The sequence below is a fragment of the Candidatus Nanosynbacter sp. TM7-074 genome (assembly GCF_041006295.1).
In the GTDB taxonomy this organism is placed as follows: Bacteria; Patescibacteriota; Saccharimonadia; order Saccharimonadales; family Saccharimonadaceae; genus Nanosynbacter.
The window spans coordinates 223993-246439 of the sequence record NZ_CP158487.1; the positions used below are offsets into that span (position 1 = coordinate 223993).

The following is a 22447-nucleotide window of genomic DNA, read 5'->3' on the forward strand; positions in this document are numbered from 1 at the left end:
GTAGAATTCCAGAATACAGACAAGGCAGAGACTGTTTCAGTACGCCGCGGCTAAACTAAAGCGTATTCCGGAATATACCTTAGAAAACCAGCCTGTCTGTAGCGGGCGGGCTGGTTTATTATGTTAATATAAAACAGATAAAAATAAAAAGATAGAGACAAATGACAAACACCACCACATTTACTTCACGACGCTCACACGGTCAAATGCGCCGCAATCAGAATTCGACACGCTTTCAGTCTCAGGTCAAACTTGGTCCTGTCGCTCATACAGTGTTAGTGGCATTGATGATTACAGTACTGGGCTTGATTTATTTAACCCAGGCAACACGATTAACAGCCTATGGCTATGAAGCTCAAAATTTAGATTCAAAGATTACTGAACTTAGCGCAAAAAAATCAGAACTGGAAGTTCAGAATGCGCGCTTGACAGCGTTAGAAAAGGTGAAGAGCAGCAATGTTGCTTCAGCCATGACTACAACCGAAACGCGTTATGCTCAATAAGTGATATAATAAAATAAGCAGTATGCAGCGGCTTATTATTCGTTCAAGAACTGGTTATTTGGCCATCGTTTTACTTGTAGCGATGGCGGCTTTTGTGTTGCGATTATTCCAATTGCAGATTCTCCAATATGGTAAATACACAGAGCTGGCTCGTGCTAGTCAGCAGCGTCAGTTTGTTATTCCTGCAGAGCGTGGAAAAATCTATATGATGGACGGAAAAACTCCAGTGCCAGTAGTTCTAAACCAAGCGACTTACACGGTGATTGCGGATCCTCAGGCAGTTGACGATAAGGAGCGGAATCAGATTATTACGAGCCTGAGGGAGATTGCTGGCGGGGAGATGACTGATGGGGCGGCTGAACGTTTGGCTAATAAAAAATCACGATATGAGGTTTTGGCAAAAAATATCACCAGAACTCAGGCGGAAAAATTAAAAGAGAAAAATTTTGCTGGGGTGCTATATCAGCAGGGTTCCGTCAGGAGCTATCCTGAGGGTGGACTAGGCGCGCACGTTTTGGGTTTCGTAAATGTAGCGGGCGAAGGTCAATATGGCGTGGAAGGCTCGCTTAATAACCGACTGAAGGGACGCGATGGTCTATTGCAGTCTGTGACTGACGTGAGAAATGTGCCGCTCACTGTTGGAAAAAATAATATGCGAATTGAGGCAAAGTCTGGCGATAATTTAGCGTTGACGGTTGATCGAAATGTTCAAAGTCAGGCGGAGTTGGCGCTTAAAAAGGGGATTGAAGCGGCAAATGCCACTGAAGGTAGTGCGGTTATTATGAATCCCAAAAATGGTCAAATATTATCATTGGCAAACTACCCGACATATAATCCAGCGGAGTTTAATAAGCAAAAGAATGCGGCGGTGTTTATGAATAGTGCTTCAATGGTGCCATTTGAGCCGGGTTCAATTATCAAGTCATTTAGCTTTGCTACAGCTATAGATAAAGGGGCTGTTACTCCGTCTAGTACATATAATAACACGGACTGTATTAAGGTTGCTGATCGGACGATGTGTAACGCTTTAAGGGGTCTAAATGGTACCACTACGGTTCAAGGAGCGTTTAATAATTCTCTTAACGTTGGTACGATTACAGCAATCCGTAGGCTGGGGAATGGTTCGCAGATTAATCTTGCTGCTCGTCAAGTTTTATATGAATATTATCATGATAAATTTGGGTTCGGTCAGAAGACAGGAATTGAACTGGGTGAGGCGTCAGGGTATATTTATCCGCCAGATAGCGTTGAAGGTAACGAAGTACGCTATTCAGCAATGACTTACGGTCAGAGTATGAACCTGACGATGGTGCAAGTAGCGGCTGGATTTTCGTCGCTGGTAAATGGCGGCCAGTATTATAAGCCAACTGTCCTTAGAGGGGTAATTGATGGTTATGGTAATCTAAAATCGTCAGAAAGTAAGTCGATTCGTCAGACGGTAAGCGGCGATACCTCGTCGCAAATGAGGACGATGTTAGCGACTGCTCGCCAATCTTCTTTCTTGTCAAAAAGTGACAAGCCTGGCTATGAAATCGGTGGAAAAACTGGTACGTCCGAGGCGGTGGTTAACGGTTCTTACACTCAGAGGGAAACGATTGCTACTTATATTGGTTATGGCGGTGGTAAAAATGGTGCCGAATATGTCATAATGGTACGTGTAGCGGCGCCAGGTAAGGGGATTAACCTACAAGGAAATTTCCATGCCGGGCCAATTTTTACGGATATATCCAATTGGATGATTGATTATATGAAAATAGCACCGAAGGAATAGATATGGGAGTAGCCTTACAGACAGTCACTAATGAATTAACTCATGTGTTTTTACTGAGCGTTGGGGCGTTTTTATTGGCGATGTTTTTGACGCCAGTTTATACGTTTTTTGCTTATAGGTATCGGTTCTGGAAGAAGCAAAGATCAGAGAGTACTGATGGCAAAAAATTAAAGGTTTTTGCTAAGTTTCAAGCGGCAAAACTACGGCGAAATATTCCAACAATGGCGGGTGTGATTGGTGTGATTTCTATTTTTATTGTGACGTTTTTATTTAACTTGGACCGAGCTCAGACATGGCTACCATTGGCGGCGCTGGTCGGTGGCGGGGCGGTTGGGCTGATTGACGATGTTATTAATCTACGTGGGCTAGGCGGCGGGGCGGCGGGTTTACGTAGTCCGGTAAAGTTTGCGCTAATTACGCTTATCGGCGTGGTTCTTGGCTGGTTCTTCTTCGCCAAATTAGGCGTGATGAGTTTTCATGTGCCGTTTATGGGTGATGTAAATATTGGCTGGTTGATTATTCCGCTGTTTGCATTTGCGGTAGTGGCAACAGGTAACGCGGTGAATATTTCTGACGGCATGGATGGATTGGCTGGTGGTCTGCTGGGTACTAGCTTTGGTGCTTTTGGGGTGATTGCTTTGTTGCAGCAACAGGTACTGTTGGCAGGGTTCTGTTTTACGGTAGTTGGCGCACTTCTTAGCTATTTGTGGTTTAATATTTATCCAGCGCGTTTTTTCATGGGCGATGTTGGTAGTTTCGCCTATGGAGTGAGTTTGGGGGTAGTAGCTATGCTGACGGATTCGCTGCTATTGTTGCCTGTAATTGGATTGTTATTTGTAGTAGAGGCAGGCTCGAGTTTGACGCAAATTGCTAGTAAAAAGATTTTTAAGCGAAAAATTTTCTTATCTGCACCAATTCATCATCATCTGGAAGCAATTGGCTGGCCGGAAACTAAAGTAACGATGCGGTTTTGGGTGATTGGCTGTGTGATGGCGTTTGTTGGGGTTATGCTGGCGCTAGCGGGGGGGCACATTGCGTAATTCAGTCGCTAGAAAACACCAGACTTCCACGCAATCGGTTCGCAGTCACCGACCGATGTACCAGATTGTGCTGTATATGGGTCTTTTATTGCTGCTCGGACTAATCGTTATGTATGCACTGGGGCCACAACGCGCCAATGTGATGAATTACGCTTATGGCACGAATTATAGTGATACTTATTTTTTTGGTAAGCAGTTAACTAGTGTTGTTATAGCTGTTGTGGCGTTTTCGGTATTTTATTTTGTACCATATAAGTGGTTTACGGGTGAGCGTTCAAAATATGTTCTTTGGGCGGGATTCTTGTCGTGCGTCTTGCTGTTTTTGCTGGGCTCGCTGCTGCATTTGTCATTGGCCAAAGAAACTAATGGCGCTTATAGATGGTTTTATTTGGGTGGACTGGGTAGTTTTCAGCCGTCAGAATTATTGAAATATGGCATTCTATTATTCTTGGCGGGCTTTTTGGGGCGGCGTGCTTCTCAAGGGAAGATAAATAATATTCATGAAACACTCGTTCCGGTTGGGATTATTTCTGCACTTTCACTGCTGATGATTGTGGTTTTGCAGAAAGACTTGGGTACTGGCGTGTCTTTAATAGCCATAGTGCTGTCAATGATAATAGTATCTGGTGTGGATTGGAAGATAATTGGTAAGATTTTAGGAGTGGTGGCATTCTGCGGAATAGTGTTGATATTTACCTCACCACACCGAATTGAACGGGTCATGACATTTATTCAGGGCGATAGTCATAAAAACGCGAGTGGCCAAGAGGACAAAAATTATCACATCCAGCAGGCTAGAATTGCAATTGGTTCGGGGGGTCTTCTGGGGCTTGGTATTGGCAAAAGTGTTCAGGCGACCGGATATCTACCAGAAGCGATTAATGACTCAATCTTCGCTGTTATGGGAGAGACATTTGGCTTTGTTGGTCTGATGGCTATATTGGCGTTATTTACTGCGCTGCTATTATCGATTTTACACGTAGCGGCACGGCTGCCAGATACGACTTTGAGGTTGATTGTGGCTGGGATCTTTGGCTGGATTGCTTCACATGTAGTTTTAAATATTGCTGCAATGACAGGACTAATGCCGCTAACAGGAATTCCGTTGCCATTATTAAGTTATGGTGGTACAAGTATGCTGTTCATTGCTGCGGCGCTCGGTTTAGTTTTTCAAATTTCCAAGTATACGTCACATAAAGTATTAGAGGAGGGTGAAGGTGGCCAAGATCTTAGCGGTCGGCGGCGGCTCAGGCGGACACGTTACGCCAGTGGTAGCCGTATTTAGGGAATTACAAAAGACTGGTGATCACGAGCTCCGTTTTTGGTGCGACAAAAAGTTTGGCGCCAGCGCACGTGGGATTTTTGCTAAATTTGATGACACTATTCCAGTTGAGCTGATTACTGCTGGAAAACTGCGGCGATATCATGGTAAGAGTCTGTCGTTCCATTTACACCCATCAATATTACTACCAAATCTTCGTGACGGCTTTAAGGTAGTTGTCGGATTTTTCCAGAGCTTATTTAAGCTAATAGCCTGGCGGCCGGATGTTATTTTCATAAAAGGTGGTTACGTTTGTTTGCCTGTAGGGTATGCCGCGAGATTATTGCGAATCCCGTTAGTCTTGCACGATTCTGATGCTCATCCGGGGTTAACTAATCGCCTACTTAGTCCATTTGCAAAAGCTATTGGTACTGGTGCGCCCCTCGAATATTACAATTATCCTCCTGAAAAAGCGTCGTATGTTGGTATACCAGTGGCGCCAGAATTTCGTCCTTATTCTGAGGCCGAGCGGCAAAAATTGAAGGCGAAATTAGGCTTTGATTCCAATAAGCCACTGGTTGTCGTCACCGGTGGTGGGCTGGGTGCTAGGCGTATTAATTCTGCAATTTTAGCGATCAGAGAAGATCTCTTGGCTGAGACTTCGGTGTTTTTAATATCTGGCAATCAGCAATACGAAGAAATTCTTAAGCAGACTGATGAGCGCAGTGGATGGCACCTTCAAGCCTTTGTTCATAATGGTATGGCTGAAGTTTTCGCAGCAGCAGATATAGTTGTAACTAGGGCGGGGGCGACTACTCTTCTGGAGTTGGCCGCGCTTCATAAACCTACTGTGATTATCCCTAACGGCCGTCTGACAGGTGGTCATCAGCTAAAGAATGCCAAGGTGTATCAGGATGCGTTGGCTGCCTTGATAGTCTCAGAGGACGAGCTAGATAAGGATAATCGAATTTTGGCGCGGAAGATTATTGGCGTGTTGAAATCGCAGAAGATCCTTAAGGGTTTAGGTGATAATTTTGGCAAGTTTGCTAAGCCTGATGCGGCCAAAGATATGGTGAAGATTATTCTGACTACTATACGAAGACAGGGTAGGCGAAGGTGAAATTATCTTTTTCTCGAAAAAAATCTGATAAAAATTTAAGCCGTCGAGAGATTGCTGCTCGTCGGCAGGCTGAGAATTACGATAATCTACCGACGCAGTCATACCGCCGAAACAGAACTCTTAATAGTCGCCAGACTATCTCACCGTTAGAGGCCTCTGAACGTCTTGAGGCGCATAATCTAGTAAAAAAACGTCGTCATATGATGCAGAAATTATTTATAACTGCGGTATGTCTGTCCGTCGTGGTATTTTTATTGTTCCAGCTGACGATTAGTGTATCTGTCCAGACTCCTGACACTAAAAGTTCTAGCAATTCTGGTAAATACGCCAGCGTTCTTAACGAATATTATAATGCCCATCCAGCTGAGCGGTTTAGGTTTTTTCTGAACAATAATGATTTGAGGCAGTTTTTCTTACAGAAAGCTCCTGAAGTAAAAACTATTCGTGTAGAGGGCGATTTCTTGGCGCGTTCAGCCGCTAAGTTAACTTTTCGTCAGCCAGTAGCTCAGTGGTCTTCTGGAAATAAAGTTTATTTTGTTGATGATAGTGGTGTTACGTTTGAGCAGAATTATTTTAACCCGCCTACGGTTGCGGTTCGCGACGAAAGTGGATTACCTACTCGGGGTGGACAGGAGGTCATAAATCGGCAATTTTTAAGTTTTCTAGGGCAAGCCGTTTCTGAATTCTCGCAACATAAGCTTAAGGTGTCGGAAGCTATTTTGCCAGCAAATACCGTACGCCAAGTTTGGTTTAAGGTTGAGGGTAGGGAATCCCAGATAAGAATGACTGTTGATAGATCTGCCCGCTCTCAGGTAAGGCAGGCAATAGTAACTCTGGGATATTTAGATAAGAATGGTCAATCGTCAGGCTATATAGATGTTAGGGTAGACCAGCGGTCTTTCTATAAATAGAGTAGTCAACTTCTCTTTTAGATAGAGTAAGTTCTCTTTTTGTTCTATTATGGTTATCTAAAAATTATATATAATAATATAAAAATATGCAAAAGTCAAATAATTAAGTCATGACAAACTAGGGGAGCGGGGAAATAAAAATAGGAAAATGTCAAATAATCAAAATCATATGTGTGGAAAACTTATAAGCGAATTGTATGTGATACTTGTTGGATATAATGATGTAAAAATATCAATGTGGCATTTGTGGCGGGTGCTTTTAGATAAATGAATATTTTAAGTTCGTGTTTATCGGTGAGTTTTATTTAGCTTGTTGTGTAGCATGGCCTATGTTGAATGGATAGTGAAGTCCCCTGACTATTTTGGGTAAATAATTGTAATATTTATAGAGTGTGGCTACATCAACGGACACATGTATACTCATATTAGGCGTATATTTATTATTACGTAAAATGTGCATTGTGCGACATTAGGACTATATCTAAAACATGATTACTCCCATCGTCTTTTTTGGCGTAAATTTATTCTATTTTTATAAATTTAAGATCTCTTTTCTGATTTAGCTTCCTATCCACTGATGGTCCCTGTTTGGATTATCTGATATGCTGTTCTTTTGTGATGGCTTTATAAAACGTTTTTATGATTAGTTATTCTAGATGCTTAGATTTTTTGTTTTTAGGTACCCTTAAGATGTAAATATTTAGTTCGTATTTTGTTCTGTTTTATTAAGTCTGTTTTTTAAGGAGAGGGCTTGAAAGATAGAACAAACAAAAAAGGCGAATATATTCCTTAGGCTCAGGTAGTAAAATTTGTTTAAGAACAGTCGAATATATGCAACTATTTGTTGCGGTTTGTTATAGTTCCCTAACAATTTAGATATTGGTATAATCATTCCGCAGAGCGTTATCGTTGCCGCTGAGTTATAGTTCCCTAACAATTTAGATATTGGTATAATCATTCCGCAGAGCGTTATCGTTGCCGCTGAGTTATAGTTCCCTAACAATTTAGATATTGGTATAATAAACACTGACAACTTGGATTAACGTTTATAGTTATAGTTCCCTAACAATTTAGATATTGGTATAATCTATCCTCCGGTGTCCAGTCCGGCTTCAGCGTTATAGTTCCCTAACAATTTAGATATTGGTATAATGAGACTCTAGAAAAACTGAAAAAACAGAGGGTTATAGTTCCCTAACAATTTAGATATTGGTATAATCAGATACAGATAAAAGCTAAATGTACCCTAGTTATAGTTCCCTAACAATTTAGATATTGGTATAATTCGCGGCGCTTCTGTTCAACCACTGCAATAGTTATAGTTCCCTAACAATTTAGATATTGGTATAATTAGTTAATAGGTAGAGCTTATGATTAACACGTTATAGTTCCCTAACAATTTAGATATTGGTATAATCATTTTTTGTGCCTCCTAATCAAATCAACGGTTATAGTTCCCTAACAATTTAGATATTGGTATAATGCACATAATAATCAGAATGCTGCTGAGGTGGTTATAGTTCCCTAACAATTTAGATATTGGTATAATGCACATAATAATCAGAATGCTGCTGAGGTGGTTATAGTTCCCTAACAATTTAGATATTGGTATAATCGCGCTTTGACTGGTAAGTCTCCTCAATCTGTTATAGTTCCCTAACAATTTAGATATTGGTATAATCCGCGTCTTTCGCGCTCGCAACTCCCCTGAGTTATAGTTCCCTAACAATTTAGATATTGGTATAATTCCAATGGTTGCCAAAATCGACATGGTTGAGTTATAGTTCCCTAACAATTTAGATATTGGTATAATCGGCCTTGTGCTTCAATCCCTTTTTCGTCGGTTATAGTTCCCTAACAATTTAGATATTGGTATAATGCAAAGGAGTAGGAGATGCCGCGAATTAGGTTATAGTTCCCTAACAATTTAGATATTGGTATAATAATCGAGTAGTACAGCCGATAGCCACCTCTGTTATAGTTCCCTAACAATTTAGATATTGGTATAATGGAGGCTTAGCTCGATGGCACAGCTCCAGAGTTATAGTTCCCTAACAATTTAGATATTGGTATAATACTTCCTCAAATCTCCCTCTGTTACGAGGGGGATTTTTGGTTAGAAAAATGCTAATTGACCAGCGGGTACGTTCTTTTCTTGGACAGTTTTTTCGCCAACGATAACGTACATATGCGTGAATTGATGTTCGGTCAAGTATAGTAATCGCACTGATCCGCTATCTGGTGCGTGGCGCTTAACGCGCATCATGTGCTTTTCAGCAACGTCACGATTTGGACATAACCGCGTATAAACGCTGTATTGCAGCATATCAAAGCCGTCATCCAGCAAGAACTTACGAAATTGTGTGGCGGCTCTACGCTCAGCTTTAGTATTGGTCGGCAAATCGAAAAATACCGCGACCCTCATGATTTTATATGACATCCCTTCCCTGTTAGGAGGCGATTTTTGGCAAAAGAAGCTTACGCGCCTCCTTTACCTCGATGCATTCGATAAAGCTTTCAACTGTTCGCTCGATCGCATGCTTTACAGTAAACTTCTTACCGTCAATTATAACATAATAATTTAATATGTCAATAATAAGCTGGCGATCGTGCTTGGTGAGGCTGGCGTCGCGGTCGCCGACGTGAAGCGGGGCGACTTTTTCTAGGATATATAAATCAACGGCGGCGCGATAGGGTTCTATCAAGTCGTCAGCTAAATTAAAACTATTGAGCTCATTGTGATGGAAAATTCCTTGCGAAGCGACTAGCCCGCGGGCAGCAATGTGCCGAGCGATATGGCTGCGGACCATCGCGTAGCCATAGTTTAGCGCGGCATTATGCCAAATCGGCTTACGGCGTGTGGCGTCGTCGAGTAGCTGGTCAAAATATATGCGAGCAGCTAGCGACTCGCGATTACTAGTATCGCCTGATTTGACATCGCTAATATGGGTACGCAAGGCGGTGTCATCTAACCCGATAGATTGTAAGACATCGGCTTGGTTGGTGATTTTGCTGATGATAATTTGTTGCCACAATTGCTTTTTGAGCGGTTGACTCATGGCAAGTTGTTGGCGTGAAACTTTGGCCTGCCGTGAGTGCTGTGAATACGGCAGAAGTACGCTAGCTGGTAGATGCTTTTCGTCACAAATAACAGTTGTGGTGCCTTTGGTCGCCAACGCTGTGAGTAGATTTGTGGTCGCAGTCATGCCATAACCGTCCAGGATGAGCGCATCGATATCTTCAATCGGCAAAGTTGCCTCAGTTTCCTGCGCAATTACCAGCTGGTTGTCGCGCAAACTCAGTCTGGCAGGATTTTCGATAGCTACGACGCGCCAGGCCATTTATAACCACCTGTAGTTATCGCCGAGAACGGAGATGTCGTAACGTTCGATGAGAGTGGCTGTTTTGGCTGATTTGCTGATTAAGTCGTTATCGTTTTTACTTGTTTCGCTGTGCTTTATAAGTTTTAAACTACCGTTGTTAGTGTTATATTTTACGTAGTATCCTTCAACGATCTCGTTATCAAAATATATTCGCACGTAGTCATTTGGATATATAGAGAATTGTTTTATAAATCCATTTTCTAGTGTTGCATATATTTTATCATCCTTTGTTCGGATAGTGTCAAAATCTGCCTTTTCATTCTTACTTCGACCAGTCGGCGTCGGCAAAACTTCAATCTTTTGGGCGTTTATCAAATGAGTATAGACTGGAGCAAAATAATATTCGTATATGTCTTTATAGTTTTTGCGTTTATAAACATCAAGGCGAATAGTCTTGCCATTATTCACAAAAGCTCTTTGCTCGTTAACTAAGAATCCACTCCTTGAATCTCGTGTGTTATATATTTTTATACTGCGTACAATATTACCGCGTTTACTATCTTTTGTTGGTTTGTAAACGTTCTCGGAGAATGCTTTTGCTGGATTGTCATTAGAATCCTTGAGCCGCTGTTCCAAAATTTTGTACAATTTAGGATCCGTTTCACGAATTGGTGAATCGTATAATTTTTTAAGATCTACAGAATGAAGCGGCATTCGTTGTTTGCGTGCAATGGCGGGCTTCCCTTTTTCGTCAATGTAGCCTGCTACGATTTTAGGTGATCGGAAAGTTTCGCTATTTGTTGAGCCTTTTCCAGATCGTTTAGGCATGCGTGAAACAAATATAGGTAGTGTACTCAAACGAAATTCTTCATCGTAGTTTTTTAAACCAGTTAGTTCATTATGGAGCTCGCTTGGTGTATTGTATAGTTTACCGCGTTTTCGCACCTCCTTACCAAAATCATCCCAGGGCTCAAGATCTGCTATATGCTGTTCAAATTGATTACGATCAAGAACCTCGCCTGTTAGTTTGTCGACAATCTCGTTTTTATCAGTATATTTGAATAATTCGTAGTATTTATTAAGACTGGATACTTTTTGAATAATGCCTGGGTCTGTCGCGGCAATAATGCAGGCATCAGTTGCATGATGCAAATTATTATCATCGCGATTTTTATTGCCAACACGCCACACTCTTCTTAAATATGAAGTGATTGGTCCGCTTGGCGAGAAGACTCTCTGCGTGCCAGTCTTGCCTTCAATTTTAGGAAAATCTAAATTATCACGAATATATTGACGTAAAAAACGTGAAATATATCGAGTGTCGTTGAGCGCGCGTACATTCCAATCTTCAACTGGCTTACTTTTTGACAGAAGGCGATCTCTTTTAGCGGCTGGCAATCCAGTGGTCGCTCTTACACGTGCTTCAAATTGTGTCCATTTTTTATTATCTCCACCCCACGCCTCATATGGTGTCAGATTTCCTTTCTCTTGATTCTCGTCTGCAAAAACCAAAACTTTATTGTTTAATCCATCGTTGCCGCAGCGTGAAAATGGTATAATGTGATCTATCTCGCCATAATGTTCATCTGTGAAAAGATTTTCAAGATTTATTTCTGTGCCTGAGTAAAGACTAACACCGTTTTGCTGTTCACGTAATTTAAACTTAGTAATTTGTAGTCCTGTTGGTGTCGGTATATTAAATTCATTAATAAGCTTCTGTTTAATTTTTTCGTTATATTCAGCATTCTCGTCTTGAATCTTTTTTATCTTATCGCGTTCTTGCGCATTTTTTGCTAGTTCACTCGCCGCTTCTAACTTTACACTGTACGGCAAGCCGTACTTTCTGATTACAGCATTAACTACTTTAATAGTTTGAGATACCGCACGTTTGACGACGGGATTAGTGATTTGGTTTGCCTGTTTTTTTGATAGTGGTGGTAATTTCTTCTTGTTGCCAGAAAGACTTTGAGAAAAACTGTAGCCAGCTTTTTCGACCGCCTCGCTATAATTTAACCCTCTTAATAGCCATGGGGTTATTCTATGGAGAGAGTTAAATGACAAATGGACAAAGCCACTAACGTTGATTGGTAAAAGTGCCTCGATGGCATCAGTGCTTATGTTTAACTTTGATAGCTCTGCGCGTAGACTTGAGTCGTCTTTATTTACTGTTAGTATCAACCCTGCATTATCTAATAGTTCAAAATTGTTGGCAGCTAGTATATTCCAATCTTTTGGATATTGTTCAAGGTTCTTTTTGACAGTATGGTAAAATATCATTGAGTCAAATTTATTGCCTTCGCCGTTCTTTTTGTCGTCATTTTTAATTTTGCCGCGTATCATGCCTTGAGCAAAACTAAAGCTTTGATTACCCTTATATCCAAGTGTATCGCGAATGTGCTCATACTTTAACTCTTTAACGTTCTTTGCTTTTTTGATTATTTTTGCGATCTCGTTTTCAGATAACTGTCGAGTTTCTTGATCGACTACAATGCGAAGATGAGATAGATTTTGGGCGAGACGAAATAACTCAAAACTATAGCTAGCCTTTGGTGCGCGAGGCTTTTCTAGTTCAAATTCACAATAACCACGCATCTTTTTAATCAGTTCACTTGTCATGAATGGTCGCTGTGAAAATATACCATTGTAGTTGCCATTTTTTACATCACCATACAGCAAGGTCTGTATTTTTTCATATGGTAGTTTAAGGCCAAATTTTTCCTGAGACTCAAGAAGCAGCATAACTTCATCTTCAAAATTCTTACGAACAAATGAATTTTTATATGTGCTTGTTTTATTACGTTTATTGTTCTTAAATTTTTCATCAAGCGTAAGTACTTTAGCGACTGATTTTGTCTTATACTTTTCCAAAAGCAGTTTGTTCTCAGAAACAGCAGATAACACTTGAGATCCTTCAGTATCCTGCTTTTCTACAGACATACGGTTACTTTTGTATCCACGTCTTTTCGCTATATGATAAAGAGCCACGAACAGTTCTTCTGGTGAGAGTTTTTCTTTTAAACCCTTGATACGTAGGGCGTAGGGGTCATAGGTTGGCTGCCATTTCTTAGGGTGAATTGGACTAAGCATATCGTTTATGCGACTCTCTGATATCAGATTGTTATCAATAAAGAACCGCTTTAGATAATTAAGCCTTTGTCGGCGTCTCCTTAGTCGGTGTCTAGCGGATCTGGCAATCCTGCGTGGTTCAGCAAGACTCTTGCCGGTTTTTGGTACTTCTGGCCGCTCAAAAATCCTCACTCCCAAATCGTGAATACGTTCTTTATCCAAGTCTAGCACTGCCCAGCCGATTGAGCTCGTACCGACGTCTAGCCCTAGCGAATATTTTTTCGGTGAATATGAAGATTTCTGCGCCATGAAGAAGTCCTTTGTTATGCTATGTTTGAGATAATTATATAATCAAAAGTTTATAATTGAAAGCGTAAGTGTATTTATGTAAATAAAAAGATAATCCGCCCAACAAGTGAGCGGATTAGTGCTTTGCTCCAGTATTTCATATACTTTACAGCGGATTTTTACCGCCAGATTATTATAGAAACCTAGAACAATTTAGATATTGGTACAATCCTTACTTAAGGGACTGTAATTGTAGTTTAGCGCACTTATTATGATTGCGCAAGTGTCTGGTTAAATAGTGCTATAATTACTAATATGAACACATCTGGGATACAATCTATCGCCATTAAGGTGAGCGGATCTAACTCTGCCCTGCTTGATGATGCAGATGGGTTGCAGAAACTAATGCGCGACATTGCCGAGGCGGCTAGCTTACATCCCTTAGAGTCGGTAACTCATCAGTTCTCGCCGCAGGGAGTTAGCTCTGCCCTGCTTTTGTCTGAATCACATATCGCAGTTCACACATGGCCGGAAAATGGTACTGCCTATATATCAATGACTACTTGTAAGATTTTAGAAGATGTCACCGTTCAGCAAATACAAGAATTGATTTGTCGAGAATTGGCGGTTGAATGCGTAACTATGAAAAAGGTAGATTTATAATGATGAAACGTACTAAAGCACGTCTGAAGATTAACCAGATTTTGACTGGAAAGAAGACAAATCTGCGAGTGGTTGGCTGCTTGCTGTTTCGTGAGTGGAGCGAGAAAGATAAACGCTTTTACTACTGGGAAGAATGGGAAATCACTGGCCTAGCTGATTATGATACTTGGGTTGAGTATGACCACAGTGACGAGGTTGTATCTTTATATGAGCCAATTCGGTTTACTAGGTCAATTGATCCGCAGCAGCTAAAAAAAGGCCAATCTTTTACTCTTTCCGAGCAGGATGGAACGGATCATGTTGTAGTTGTTGATGAAGTTGGCGTGGGCGAAATCGTGAATATTAAAGGTAAAAATACCTATCAAGTTTTTCCAAAAGAAATGATGGCCTACGCTACGCTGCGGGACAGTAAAGCGCCGAAGGGGCGCCAGCTAATTACTATTGAGAAGTATAATAATCGTGAGTATGATGCTTATCGTAAAGTGAAGCTAGACTCTAAAGAGCAAAAGCGAATATTCGGCAGGACAATTACGCCGATTAATTGGTGGATGATTATATTTATAGTGTTTATTGCCGCTGCTGTTATATTTACATTTTTGGATAATAGTTCTAGTGATGGGCATAGTGGCGGAGCGCGCGGTGTTTATGGCGGCAGTAGTGGCGGATTTGGAAAGTAGGATATTTTAGTGCCACGATTTGAAATGCATAAACGTGAGCAGGTGGCTTTATTTGCGGCGGCTATATTAGTGGCGATTGGCGGCATTATATATGAATTGATTTTGGGTGCGGCTGCATCTTACTTGGTCGGAGATTCAATCTTAAGCTTTAGTTTGGCGACTGGCGTAACTTTATTTGGAATGGGCATTGGTTCGCTGCTGGTTAATTACATTAAAATACATCCAGCGACCAGTTTTGCGACTAATGAGATTGTCCTAGGACTAATTGGTGGTAATTCGGTACTTTTGATGTATACGGGATTTGTTTTTACGCGACTGCACTGGGTTATTTTTGCAATTATCAGCCTAGCGATAGGCATTTGTATCGGTCTGGAAATTCCACTTCTAGTGAAGATGTTTCAGAAATTTGGTCGCAAATCATCAGTTAGGTTATTTAGTAAGATTTTGGCGCTTGATTATTTTGGTGCGTTAGTGGCGTCCTTATTATTCCCTCTGATTATGTTGCCCCACCTTGGTTTGATGCGTAGTGCTTATTTGGTGGCGGCGTTGAATATCGCTGTGGCCGTATTGATTTTAAGGCAGATGAAAGCTTCTAGGGTTGTGATGATAGTTAGTATTGTAGCAACAATAGTTTTGTCTGGACTGTTTGTTTATGCGACAGAGATTGAAAACGCAATTGATAAGCGGACTTATAAAGATCCGGTAATGTTTCAGCAACAAACGCCATATCAGAAGATTGTACTAACAAGGTATAAGAAAGACACCAGGCTATTTTTAAACCACAATCTGCAATTTTCTAGTCTGGATGAGGCGCGCTATCATGAAACCCTGTCTGCCTCTGCCCTGTCCTCGGTCGCCAGTCCAAAGCGAGTGCTGATTATGGGCGGCGGTGATGGTCTGTTGACGCGTGACGTGTTAAAATACCCGAGCGTCGAGCATGTTACTCTGGTTGATATTGACGAGTCAATGACTAATTTAGCAAAGACTAATCACCTGCTAACCGACATTAATCAGCGGTCACTTCATGATTCTCGCGTTAATATTGTTAATCAAGATGCTTTTCAATTTGCTTTTTCGACGCAGGATAAATATGATGTTGTGTTGATTGATTTGGTTGACCCTTCGAATGAGCGGCTAGCTAAGCTCTATTCCGAGCAACTGTACCGTCAAGTCGGCAATATTTTAACAGAGCATGGCGTAATGGTAACGCAAGCAACTTCTTCGTTTTTTTCTCCGCAGGCTTTTTATATGGTGGCAAATACCATGAAATCCGCTCATCCGGGGCGACATATAGCGGCGTTTTCAGTTAATGTACCGTCATTTGGCGAGTGGGGTTTTGTATTATCAGCGCCAAATGCTGACGCTGTGATGAGTCAGCCTTTACCAAAAGGATTGCGTTATCAGAATCAGAAGCTACTTACTTTTTTGACTAAAAATAATGCGGTTTCAGTTCCGTCGGGTCCCGTCTCTACGCTGATTTCTCCGCGGATAACTGATGTTTATAATGCTGATATGCGCCAGTGGCGTTATTATAACTAGAATTCAATGATTTATTGAGTGGCATTCTTTTTCCGTCGTCGGCGTCGTCTTTTTGGTGTGGTGGTCACGGTTGATTCGGGTGTGGTTGCAACTTCTGGCGAGGAATTAGGTTTGTCTAATTCACTATTGCCACGAATTTGCAAGACAACCTCTCCGCTATCTGTAGAAGGTTGTGTTTTATTTGGTTGACTATTGGTCTGCGGATTAGGCTGTGGGGCGGCCTGCTTTTTCTGATTTCTGTTTGGCATGATAATGTCGCTAATTTCTCTCTCAACGTCCTCCCTGCTCTTTGAGTACATACGTCTTGAATGTTCGATGATATGTGGCGTATTGTCCGCCTGAGACGGTGGAAGCTCCAGGCTGCGCGCTGAAAATGCGGGAGTTTTTTCGCCGCCGATCACCATATTGATAACAAAATTACGATTGTGCATCTGTAGTAGGTCAATCGATTCAAAGTTCGGCTCAAACTGTTTAGCTAGGATCGGTGCGTCATCGGCAGAAACTCGGAAAGAAATCATGGTACCAACGTTACCAAAAACGGCGTCACGAACGGTTTCACTCATTTGGGAAATATACTGATTGGCGACAGTCAGATTAAGACCGTATTTGCGAGCTTCGGATAAGATGGTGGCAAATGAATCAGTGGCGAAATTCTGGAACTCGTCGACATAAAGATAAAACGGACGACGATCGCGAACGTCAGGAATATCTGAGCGCGACATGGCAGCGAGCTGAATTTTTGTGACTAAGAAGGATCCCAGAATGGCGGCGTTGTCTTCACCAATTAAGCCCTTCGATAAATTGACGATAAGGATTTTGCCTTCGTCCATGATTTGACGAATATTGAACGTAGATTTAGGCTGGCCAATGATGTTGCGGATGATTGGGTTGGCGGTAAAGGCGCCGACTTTATTTAGTACCGGTGCGATTGCTTCAGCGACAAATTTATCGTTCCAGCTGGCAAATTCGACATTCCAGAACTGCAGGACCACGGTGTCGCGACAATAGCCCAGCGTCTCTTTGCGAAATTCCTTATCTGTTAGCATGCGAGTAATGTCGAGCATGGTGGTTTCTGGTCGGTCAAGTAGCGCCAGAATAGTGTAGCGTAAAATGTATTCCAGCCGCGGCCCCCACGAATCGCCGAACATGCGCTTCAGAACGCCAATCACTTCTGATGAAATATTGGTTTTTTGGTTGGGATTAGTGACCTCTAGCGGATTAAACCCTAAGGGGTAAGCGGTGTCGGCTGGGTTAAAATAGATGACGTCATTCAGTCTTGAGCCCGGTATGAACTTCATGTTATTTATAGCGAAATCGCCGTGTGGGTCAATGATGGCGTAACCTTGATTATGGAAGATATCGCTGAGGGCGAATAATTCCAGCAGTCCGCTTTTTCCGGCGCCAGTTTGCCCGATAATGTAAACGTGGCGTGAGCGGTCGTAGCGTAGCATGCCGAATTGATGACTAATGCCGCGGAAGTTAGTGACTCCAAAGGCGGAGATTTGGTCGTCGTTGGCGTCATTGCCAGTTAAGACTGGTAGTTTGGACGGTGGTTCGGCGGTTTTGGCACTAGCCCAGACAATATTCGGTGTCTCAACATTGGTGTGTGGTAGGTGAAAGACAGAAGCTAGTTCTTCAATGTTTAAGATAAAGCCGTCGCCATAAAATGCTCGCTTACGATATTTCTCCAGGAATTCTTTGCCGAATGCGCCCTTGACTGCGCGAAAGCCGTTGAGATTGGTTGAGTTGAATTGCTTAAATGTACCGACCAGAGCTTGCATGCGCAGCTTTGCGTTGGTGTTACTTTCGCCCATGTAAACTAGTCGTATCTTTACCTCGTAGCCGAGCTTTGTCGCTTTTTTTTCCGCCTCAGAAATACGAGTTTTGTCGCGGTCTGACAACTCAACGGTTGTCGACTGACCGACTCCCTGCTCCGGTGGCTGCCAGAGAGCACCAAGTATCCCAACTATCCACTGTATACTACCACCGAGCCCTGGCAGTGATAAGCCTCGTCCGCTTTTTATGTTATTTATATATCTGTCCGCAGCATGTTGCCAATCATCAGGAATTGGTCGAGCTAGCACCTGGATCCATAGCTCTTCTCCGGTAGTTTCTAGTTTGGCAAGGGTGCCGGTAACGCCAGCTAGCGGGTCAACTTCAAAATTCTGAAAGGTGCGAATTGGTAAAAATTCATCCGTAGTTAAAGTTAGTTCGGTTGAATACGCAACTTCGTGATCACGTTCGTGCTCGGTATAATCTTCGTTGGCTTGATGAATTTGGACGGTTGGATATTGCGAGTAAATTTGACCTTCAACGAAGCTTTGTAGAGTTTTTGGTACCCAAACATAGAAGCGAATTTGACCATTAACCGAGGCAATCTCAAAACTAATATGCTCCTGCTGTCCACCAGATAGGCGCAGTTCTTTATTGTCACGTAAGATGCCGTGGAGTGAGGCAAACAGCTGCTCGGCGGCTAACTCTTGTTTATCATTGGTCCGTGGGATTTCCAAAACTAATAGTACGCTCTCAACAGGAGTAAATTCTTCGATTCTTCGATAATTTCGCCATGTCAGAAATACCAGAACTGCTACAATTGGCATCCAAACATACCATTGTAATAACGTGCCAATAATCCAAGAAATAATCTGCATGATATGTAAATTATCTCACCTCTGAAGGAAGTTTGCAACTTAGCTTAAACGGCTTCGTCAAAAACGTAAGTAGCTTTCGCGACACGCTTGAACTGCGGTTTTGATTGAAGGTTGAGTAGAATAGTAGTTTCTTTAACCTGCCGCTTATCAAGGACTTGACGAACAATTTCATCACGGTGCAAAGGAGACTCAGAATTTTTCAAGATGTCAGTAATGATATCAGAGACAGTGCCGCGACTATATCCCCAGCTAGCCAGCGCATAAATGCCGCGCCCAATCAGCACAAATCGATTATCTTTAATAAGTTCATTGTGAATCGCCTGAGTAGTAACACTTCGTCGGTTAAACTCGCTGTCACGAATACCTTTGGCAATGTCAGAAAAGTGCATTGGTGAGCCGTTGGTGTCAAGAACGACATAGATTTTATCGCGGATATTCTTTGGGTTGACGGATGGCCATTTAGCTAGTCCCCATTGATTGTGCAGATTAGCTAATTTTTTACTAACAGTAGCTAATGCTGCAATATTTGATGGATGCTCGTAGTCTAATTTTTTATGTAGATCTTCCGCAGTGATTGGCTCACCGTGTTTTTTAATTGTCTTAACAACTTCTTCAACTCTTACTTTAACTTGCTTTTCGTTGCCCAGAGTGTCAATGGCTGCCGCTTGATAGTAGTCGTCATTTTCTGTGATGATGGTGATATTTTCCGCCAACTCTCCGATAAACGCTACACGAGAGCGGTCAATTGATGAGGCCTCCTTGCCCAGGAAATGTGATGCTAAATCTTGTATACGGGCTACTCGACCCATTTCTGATAGGCTTGAGGTTATTTCCTTTTCTATAGCAGTAACTGACGGTAGGGTTCCTTCGCTAACAGCAACTCTAAGTCGTGTTAGGATAGACTTTTCCAGCTGACGAACTCGCTCGCGGGTGATGCCGAACATATCACCAATCATTTCTAGCGTTTCCTTCCTGTCAGACAAGCCGAATCGTCGAGAGATGATTTCCCTTTCGCGCTCTTGCGGTATTTTGGAAATAATAGTATCAATGGCAGAATTTAAGTTGTCGATTCTTTCGGTTTTTACTGTCTCGTTCATGCTATTAGGAAAATCCTCTCTGCCTCACCACAGGTTACATTGATTAAAATATGTTTTTAATTATACAATTGCATTTGATAAATGTCAATAGGTAAATGCTATAATTGTTCATATAAATTATAGCATGTATTTTACTATTTTTGCAATAGATGATGTGAGAGTTTTTATTATCCAAAATTGTTGGATAGTATAGAAAATATCGCTATTTTTTCTTAGTTGTTCGCTTACGGGTTGGTTTTGTAGCTGTTTTACTTAACAATTCCAGTGCCTTTTCATGGGTGATGGTTTTTGGATCGGTGCCCTTAGGAATTTTGGCATTTTTACTGCCGTCGGTGATATATGGGCCAAAGCGACCGTTGAGGATTTTGACGCCATCACCAAAGTCAGCGATGTTTTTCTCGGCTTCGGCCTGGAGTTTGGCGGCGTAGAGTTCGCGGGCTTTTTCCAGAGTGATGGTGTGCGGGTCTTCGGGTTTGATGGAGACGAAGAGCTTACCGACTTGAATATAGGGACCGAACCGTCCGATGTTGGCTTTGATGTCTTGCCCGTCTTCGGTTTGACCGATGACGCGCGGTAGCTTAAACATTTCCAGCGCTTGCTCCAAAGTGACGGTTTCAATTTTCGCACCTTTTGGTAGCGGCGCAAAGCGTGGTTTGTCCTCGTCGTCAGTGGCGCCCAGTTGCAACATTGGGCCAAAGCGGCCAAAGCGCGCCAGGATTGGTTTGCCGGATTTTGGATCGATGCCAACTTCGCGATTGGCGCCGACTTTACTGCGGTCGATACCGCCTGATTGTTCAATCAATTTGTGAAATGGCGTGTAAAATCCGTTGAGCATGGCACTTTTAGCCAGCTCGGCGGCGGCAATTTTATCAAATTCAGTCTCGACGTTGGCGGTAAAATCATAATCAACGATTTGCGCGAAATGGTCGGTTAAAAAGTCGGCGATTAGTTCCCCGCTTGGTGTTGGAATAAGCTTGCCGCGAGTGGAACCGGTTTTTTCCTGGACGACGTCGCGGCTGACTTCTTCGCCGTTGTAACTGAGGACGATGATGTCGCGCGTCTGGCCTTCACTATCGCCTTTTTCGACGTAGCCGCGGGTCTGCACGGTGTCGATGATGGTGGCGTAAGTGCTTGGCCGGCCGATGCCGAGGTCTTCGAGCTTCTTGACCAGGGAGCCTTCGGTGTAGCGGGCCGGTGGCCGAGCGAAGGTTTGGCGGGCAGTGACTTCGTGGGTTTCAAGCGTGTCGCCAGAGTGGAGTTTTGGTAAGATTTCGTCTTTGCCGCCGCCATAGACGCGCAAGAAGCCGTCAAAGGTGATGACTTCGCCTTTGGCTTCAAAGCGTAACGTGTCATTTCCTTGAATATCTATGGAAATTGTCGTCTTCTCTAATTTCGCTGGTGACATTTGTGATGCCAGGGTGCGGCGGCGGATGAGGTCGTAGAGTTTTTGGTCGCGTTCATCTGAGGTGACGGTTTCGCGGGTGATGTCGGTTGGACGGATGGCCTCGTGGGCTTCCTGGGCGGAGGCGGATTTGGTTTTGAATTTGCGCACAGTTGAATAATCTGGGCCGTACAGTCGCTTGATAAAATCGGTGGCACTAGCGATTGCCTGCCCGCTCAAATTGACCGAGTCAGTACGCATGTAGGTTATCTTACCGTCTTGGTAGAGTCGTTGCGCCGAGGCCATGGTAGCTTTAGAGCTGAAGCCGAGCTTGGCGTTAGCTTCCTGCTGCAAGGTTGACGTCGTAAACGGCGCGGCTGGGTTGCGCGTGCCAGGCGTTTTCGAGATATCGCTGACGGTGAATGTGGCTGGCTTGAGGCTGTTCAAGAATTCGTGAGCGGCTGCTTCAGAGTCAAATTTTTGGTTGAGCTCGGCTTTGAATTCTTGATTGTCGTGGATAAATATGGCGGTCACCTTGAACTGTGAGCTGCCTGCAAATTTCATAATTTCTCGTTCACGTTCAACCAGCAGCCGCACTGCCGGGCTCTGGACGCGACCAGCCGACTTACCGCCTGGCACTTTTTGCCAGACCACTGGGCTGAGCTCAAAACCAACCAGCCGGTCGAGGATTTGCCGGGCTTGCTGCGCCTGTACTAGGTTCATGTCAACGGTGCGCGGGTTCTTGATAGCATTGGTGATGGCATCCTTAGTGATCTCATGAAAGACGATGCGCTTGGTCGTCTCAATCGGCAGGTCCAACACTTTACAGAGATGCCAGGCAATGGCCTCTCCTTCGCGGTCTTCATCGGTGGCCAGCCAGACGTTGTCTTTACCGACAGCCTTGACGTTTTTCTTTAGCTCGGTGATGACTTTCTTTTTTTCGGGATCAACTTCGTAGACGGCAAAAAAATCATTCGCCACATCAATTGGCGGTGTGCCGTCCTTGGTTTTTTTGACAATTGAGCGGATGTGCCCCACGCTTGACAAGACGTGAAAATCCTTTCCCAAGTATTTCTCAATGGTTTTCGCTTTGGCTGGTGACTCGACGATAACGAGATTTTTCATAACTTTATATTATAACAAATCTCTATGTAGC

General features: G+C 42.9%; 15 protein-coding genes and 1 CRISPR repeat array. Of the genes, 9 read left to right on the top strand and 6 right to left on the bottom strand.

The annotated features are described in order from the left end of the window. Nucleotides 1–161: 161 nt before the first annotated feature. The 6 genes from TM074_RS01205 to TM074_RS01230 are packed head-to-tail and all read left to right on the top strand — an operon-like array spanning nt 162 to nt 6606. Nucleotides 162–503 (top strand): hypothetical protein, encoded by a 342-nt coding sequence (locus TM074_RS01205; protein WP_369000572.1) that lies wholly within the window; start codon nt 162–164, stop codon nt 501–503. Between the two features lie 22 nt (nt 504–525). Continuing rightward, entirely contained in the window at nt 526–2274 is a 1749-nt protein-coding gene (locus TM074_RS01210) for a peptidoglycan D,D-transpeptidase FtsI family protein (RefSeq protein ID WP_369000573.1), read from the top strand. A 2-nt stretch (nt 2275–2276) separates the two neighbouring features. Further along, entirely contained in the window at nt 2277–3314 is a 1038-nt protein-coding gene (locus tag TM074_RS01215) for a phospho-N-acetylmuramoyl-pentapeptide-transferase (protein ID WP_369000574.1), read from the top strand. Then, the gene (locus TM074_RS01220; RefSeq protein WP_369000575.1) at nt 3307–4599 is read left to right on the top strand and encodes an FtsW/RodA/SpoVE family cell cycle protein; all 1293 of its coding nucleotides are present in this window, start codon (nt 3307–3309) and stop codon (nt 4597–4599) included. Before TM074_RS01215 ends, TM074_RS01220 begins: the two co-directional genes overlap by 8 nt. Next, nucleotides 4526–5695, top strand: coding sequence for a glycosyltransferase (locus TM074_RS01225; protein WP_369000576.1), 1170 nt, complete (start codon nt 4526–4528; stop codon nt 5693–5695). Before TM074_RS01220 ends, TM074_RS01225 begins: the two co-directional genes overlap by 74 nt. Then, entirely contained in the window at nt 5692–6606 is a 915-nt protein-coding gene (locus TM074_RS01230; RefSeq protein WP_369000577.1) for a cell division protein FtsQ/DivIB, read from the top strand. The genes TM074_RS01225 and TM074_RS01230 overlap by 4 nt, the downstream gene beginning before the upstream one ends. Nucleotides 6607–7459: 853 nt before the next feature. Then, a CRISPR array of direct repeats spans nt 7460–8682; the repeat unit is 36 nt; unit sequence GTTATAGTTCCCTAACAATTTAGATATTGGTATAAT. A gap of 40 nt (nt 8683–8722) precedes the next feature. Here TM074_RS01230 and cas2 read toward each other — a convergent pair. The 3 genes from cas2 to cas9 are packed head-to-tail and all read right to left on the bottom strand — an operon-like array spanning nt 8723 to nt 13304. Further along, a complete protein-coding gene (gene cas2, locus TM074_RS01235; RefSeq protein WP_369000578.1) occupies nt 8723–9046 on the bottom strand; it encodes a CRISPR-associated endonuclease Cas2 in 324 nt (107 codons plus the stop codon). Nucleotides 9047–9056: 10 nt separating this feature from the next. Next, nucleotides 9057–9947 carry a type II CRISPR-associated endonuclease Cas1 gene (cas1, locus tag TM074_RS01240; protein WP_369000579.1) on the bottom strand — a complete coding sequence of 297 codons (891 nt, stop codon included), beginning with the start codon at nt 9945–9947 and terminating at the stop codon, nt 9057–9059. Further along, nucleotides 9948–13304, bottom strand: coding sequence for a type II CRISPR RNA-guided endonuclease Cas9 (gene cas9 / locus TM074_RS01245; protein WP_369000580.1), 3357 nt, complete (start codon nt 13302–13304; stop codon nt 9948–9950). Between the two features lie 294 nt (nt 13305–13598). Here cas9 and speD point away from each other — a divergent pair, with 294 nt between their 5' ends. The 3 genes from speD to TM074_RS01260 are packed head-to-tail and all read left to right on the top strand — an operon-like array spanning nt 13599 to nt 16162. Next, complete coding sequence (speD, locus tag TM074_RS01250) at nt 13599–13946, top strand: adenosylmethionine decarboxylase (protein WP_369000581.1); 348 nt, start codon at nt 13599–13601, stop codon at nt 13944–13946. Continuing rightward, a complete protein-coding gene (locus TM074_RS01255) occupies nt 13946–14623 on the top strand; it encodes a hypothetical protein (protein ID WP_369000582.1) in 678 nt (225 codons plus the stop codon). Before speD ends, TM074_RS01255 begins: the two co-directional genes overlap by 1 nt. 9 nt (nt 14624–14632) lie before the next feature. Then, entirely contained in the window at nt 14633–16162 is a 1530-nt protein-coding gene (locus TM074_RS01260) for a polyamine aminopropyltransferase (protein ID WP_369000583.1), read from the top strand. 11 nt (nt 16163–16173) lie between these two features. On the opposite strand, the gene TM074_RS01265 is transcribed toward TM074_RS01260, so the two are convergent. The 3 genes from TM074_RS01265 to topA form a co-directional block, all read right to left on the bottom strand. Then, nucleotides 16174–18813, bottom strand: coding sequence for a type IV secretory system conjugative DNA transfer family protein (locus TM074_RS01265; protein ID WP_369000584.1), 2640 nt, complete (start codon nt 18811–18813; stop codon nt 16174–16176). Between the two features lie 44 nt (nt 18814–18857). Further along, nucleotides 18858–19910, bottom strand: a complete 1053-nt coding sequence (locus TM074_RS01270; RefSeq protein ID WP_369000585.1) for a sigma factor-like helix-turn-helix DNA-binding protein — start codon at nt 19908–19910, stop codon at nt 18858–18860. Between the two features lie 202 nt (nt 19911–20112). Beyond that, nucleotides 20113–22416, bottom strand: a complete 2304-nt coding sequence (gene topA, locus TM074_RS01275; RefSeq protein WP_369000586.1) for a type I DNA topoisomerase — start codon at nt 22414–22416, stop codon at nt 20113–20115. Between the last annotated feature and the right edge of the window lie 31 nt (nt 22417–22447).

Coding starts and splice junctions, on each gene's coding strand:
- cas2 (WP_369000578.1), bottom strand. CDS start 9,046: ATGTCATATAAAATCATGAGGGTCGCGGTATTTTTCGATTTGCCGACC.
- TM074_RS01270 (WP_369000585.1), bottom strand. CDS start 19,910: ATGAACGAGACAGTAAAAACCGAAAGAATCGACAACTTAAATTCTGCC.
- TM074_RS01215 (WP_369000574.1), top strand. CDS start 2,277: ATGGGAGTAGCCTTACAGACAGTCACTAATGAATTAACTCATGTGTTT.
- topA (WP_369000586.1), bottom strand. CDS start 22,416: ATGAAAAATCTCGTTATCGTCGAGTCACCAGCCAAAGCGAAAACCATT.
- speD (WP_369000581.1), top strand. CDS start 13,599: ATGAACACATCTGGGATACAATCTATCGCCATTAAGGTGAGCGGATCT.
- cas1 (WP_369000579.1), bottom strand. CDS start 9,947: ATGGCCTGGCGCGTCGTAGCTATCGAAAATCCTGCCAGACTGAGTTTG.
- TM074_RS01210 (WP_369000573.1), top strand. CDS start 526: ATGCAGCGGCTTATTATTCGTTCAAGAACTGGTTATTTGGCCATCGTT.
- TM074_RS01255 (WP_369000582.1), top strand. CDS start 13,946: ATGATGAAACGTACTAAAGCACGTCTGAAGATTAACCAGATTTTGACT.
- TM074_RS01265 (WP_369000584.1), bottom strand. CDS start 18,813: ATGCAGATTATTTCTTGGATTATTGGCACGTTATTACAATGGTATGTT.
- TM074_RS01205 (WP_369000572.1), top strand. CDS start 162: ATGACAAACACCACCACATTTACTTCACGACGCTCACACGGTCAAATG.
- cas9 (WP_369000580.1), bottom strand. CDS start 13,304: ATGGCGCAGAAATCTTCATATTCACCGAAAAAATATTCGCTAGGGCTA.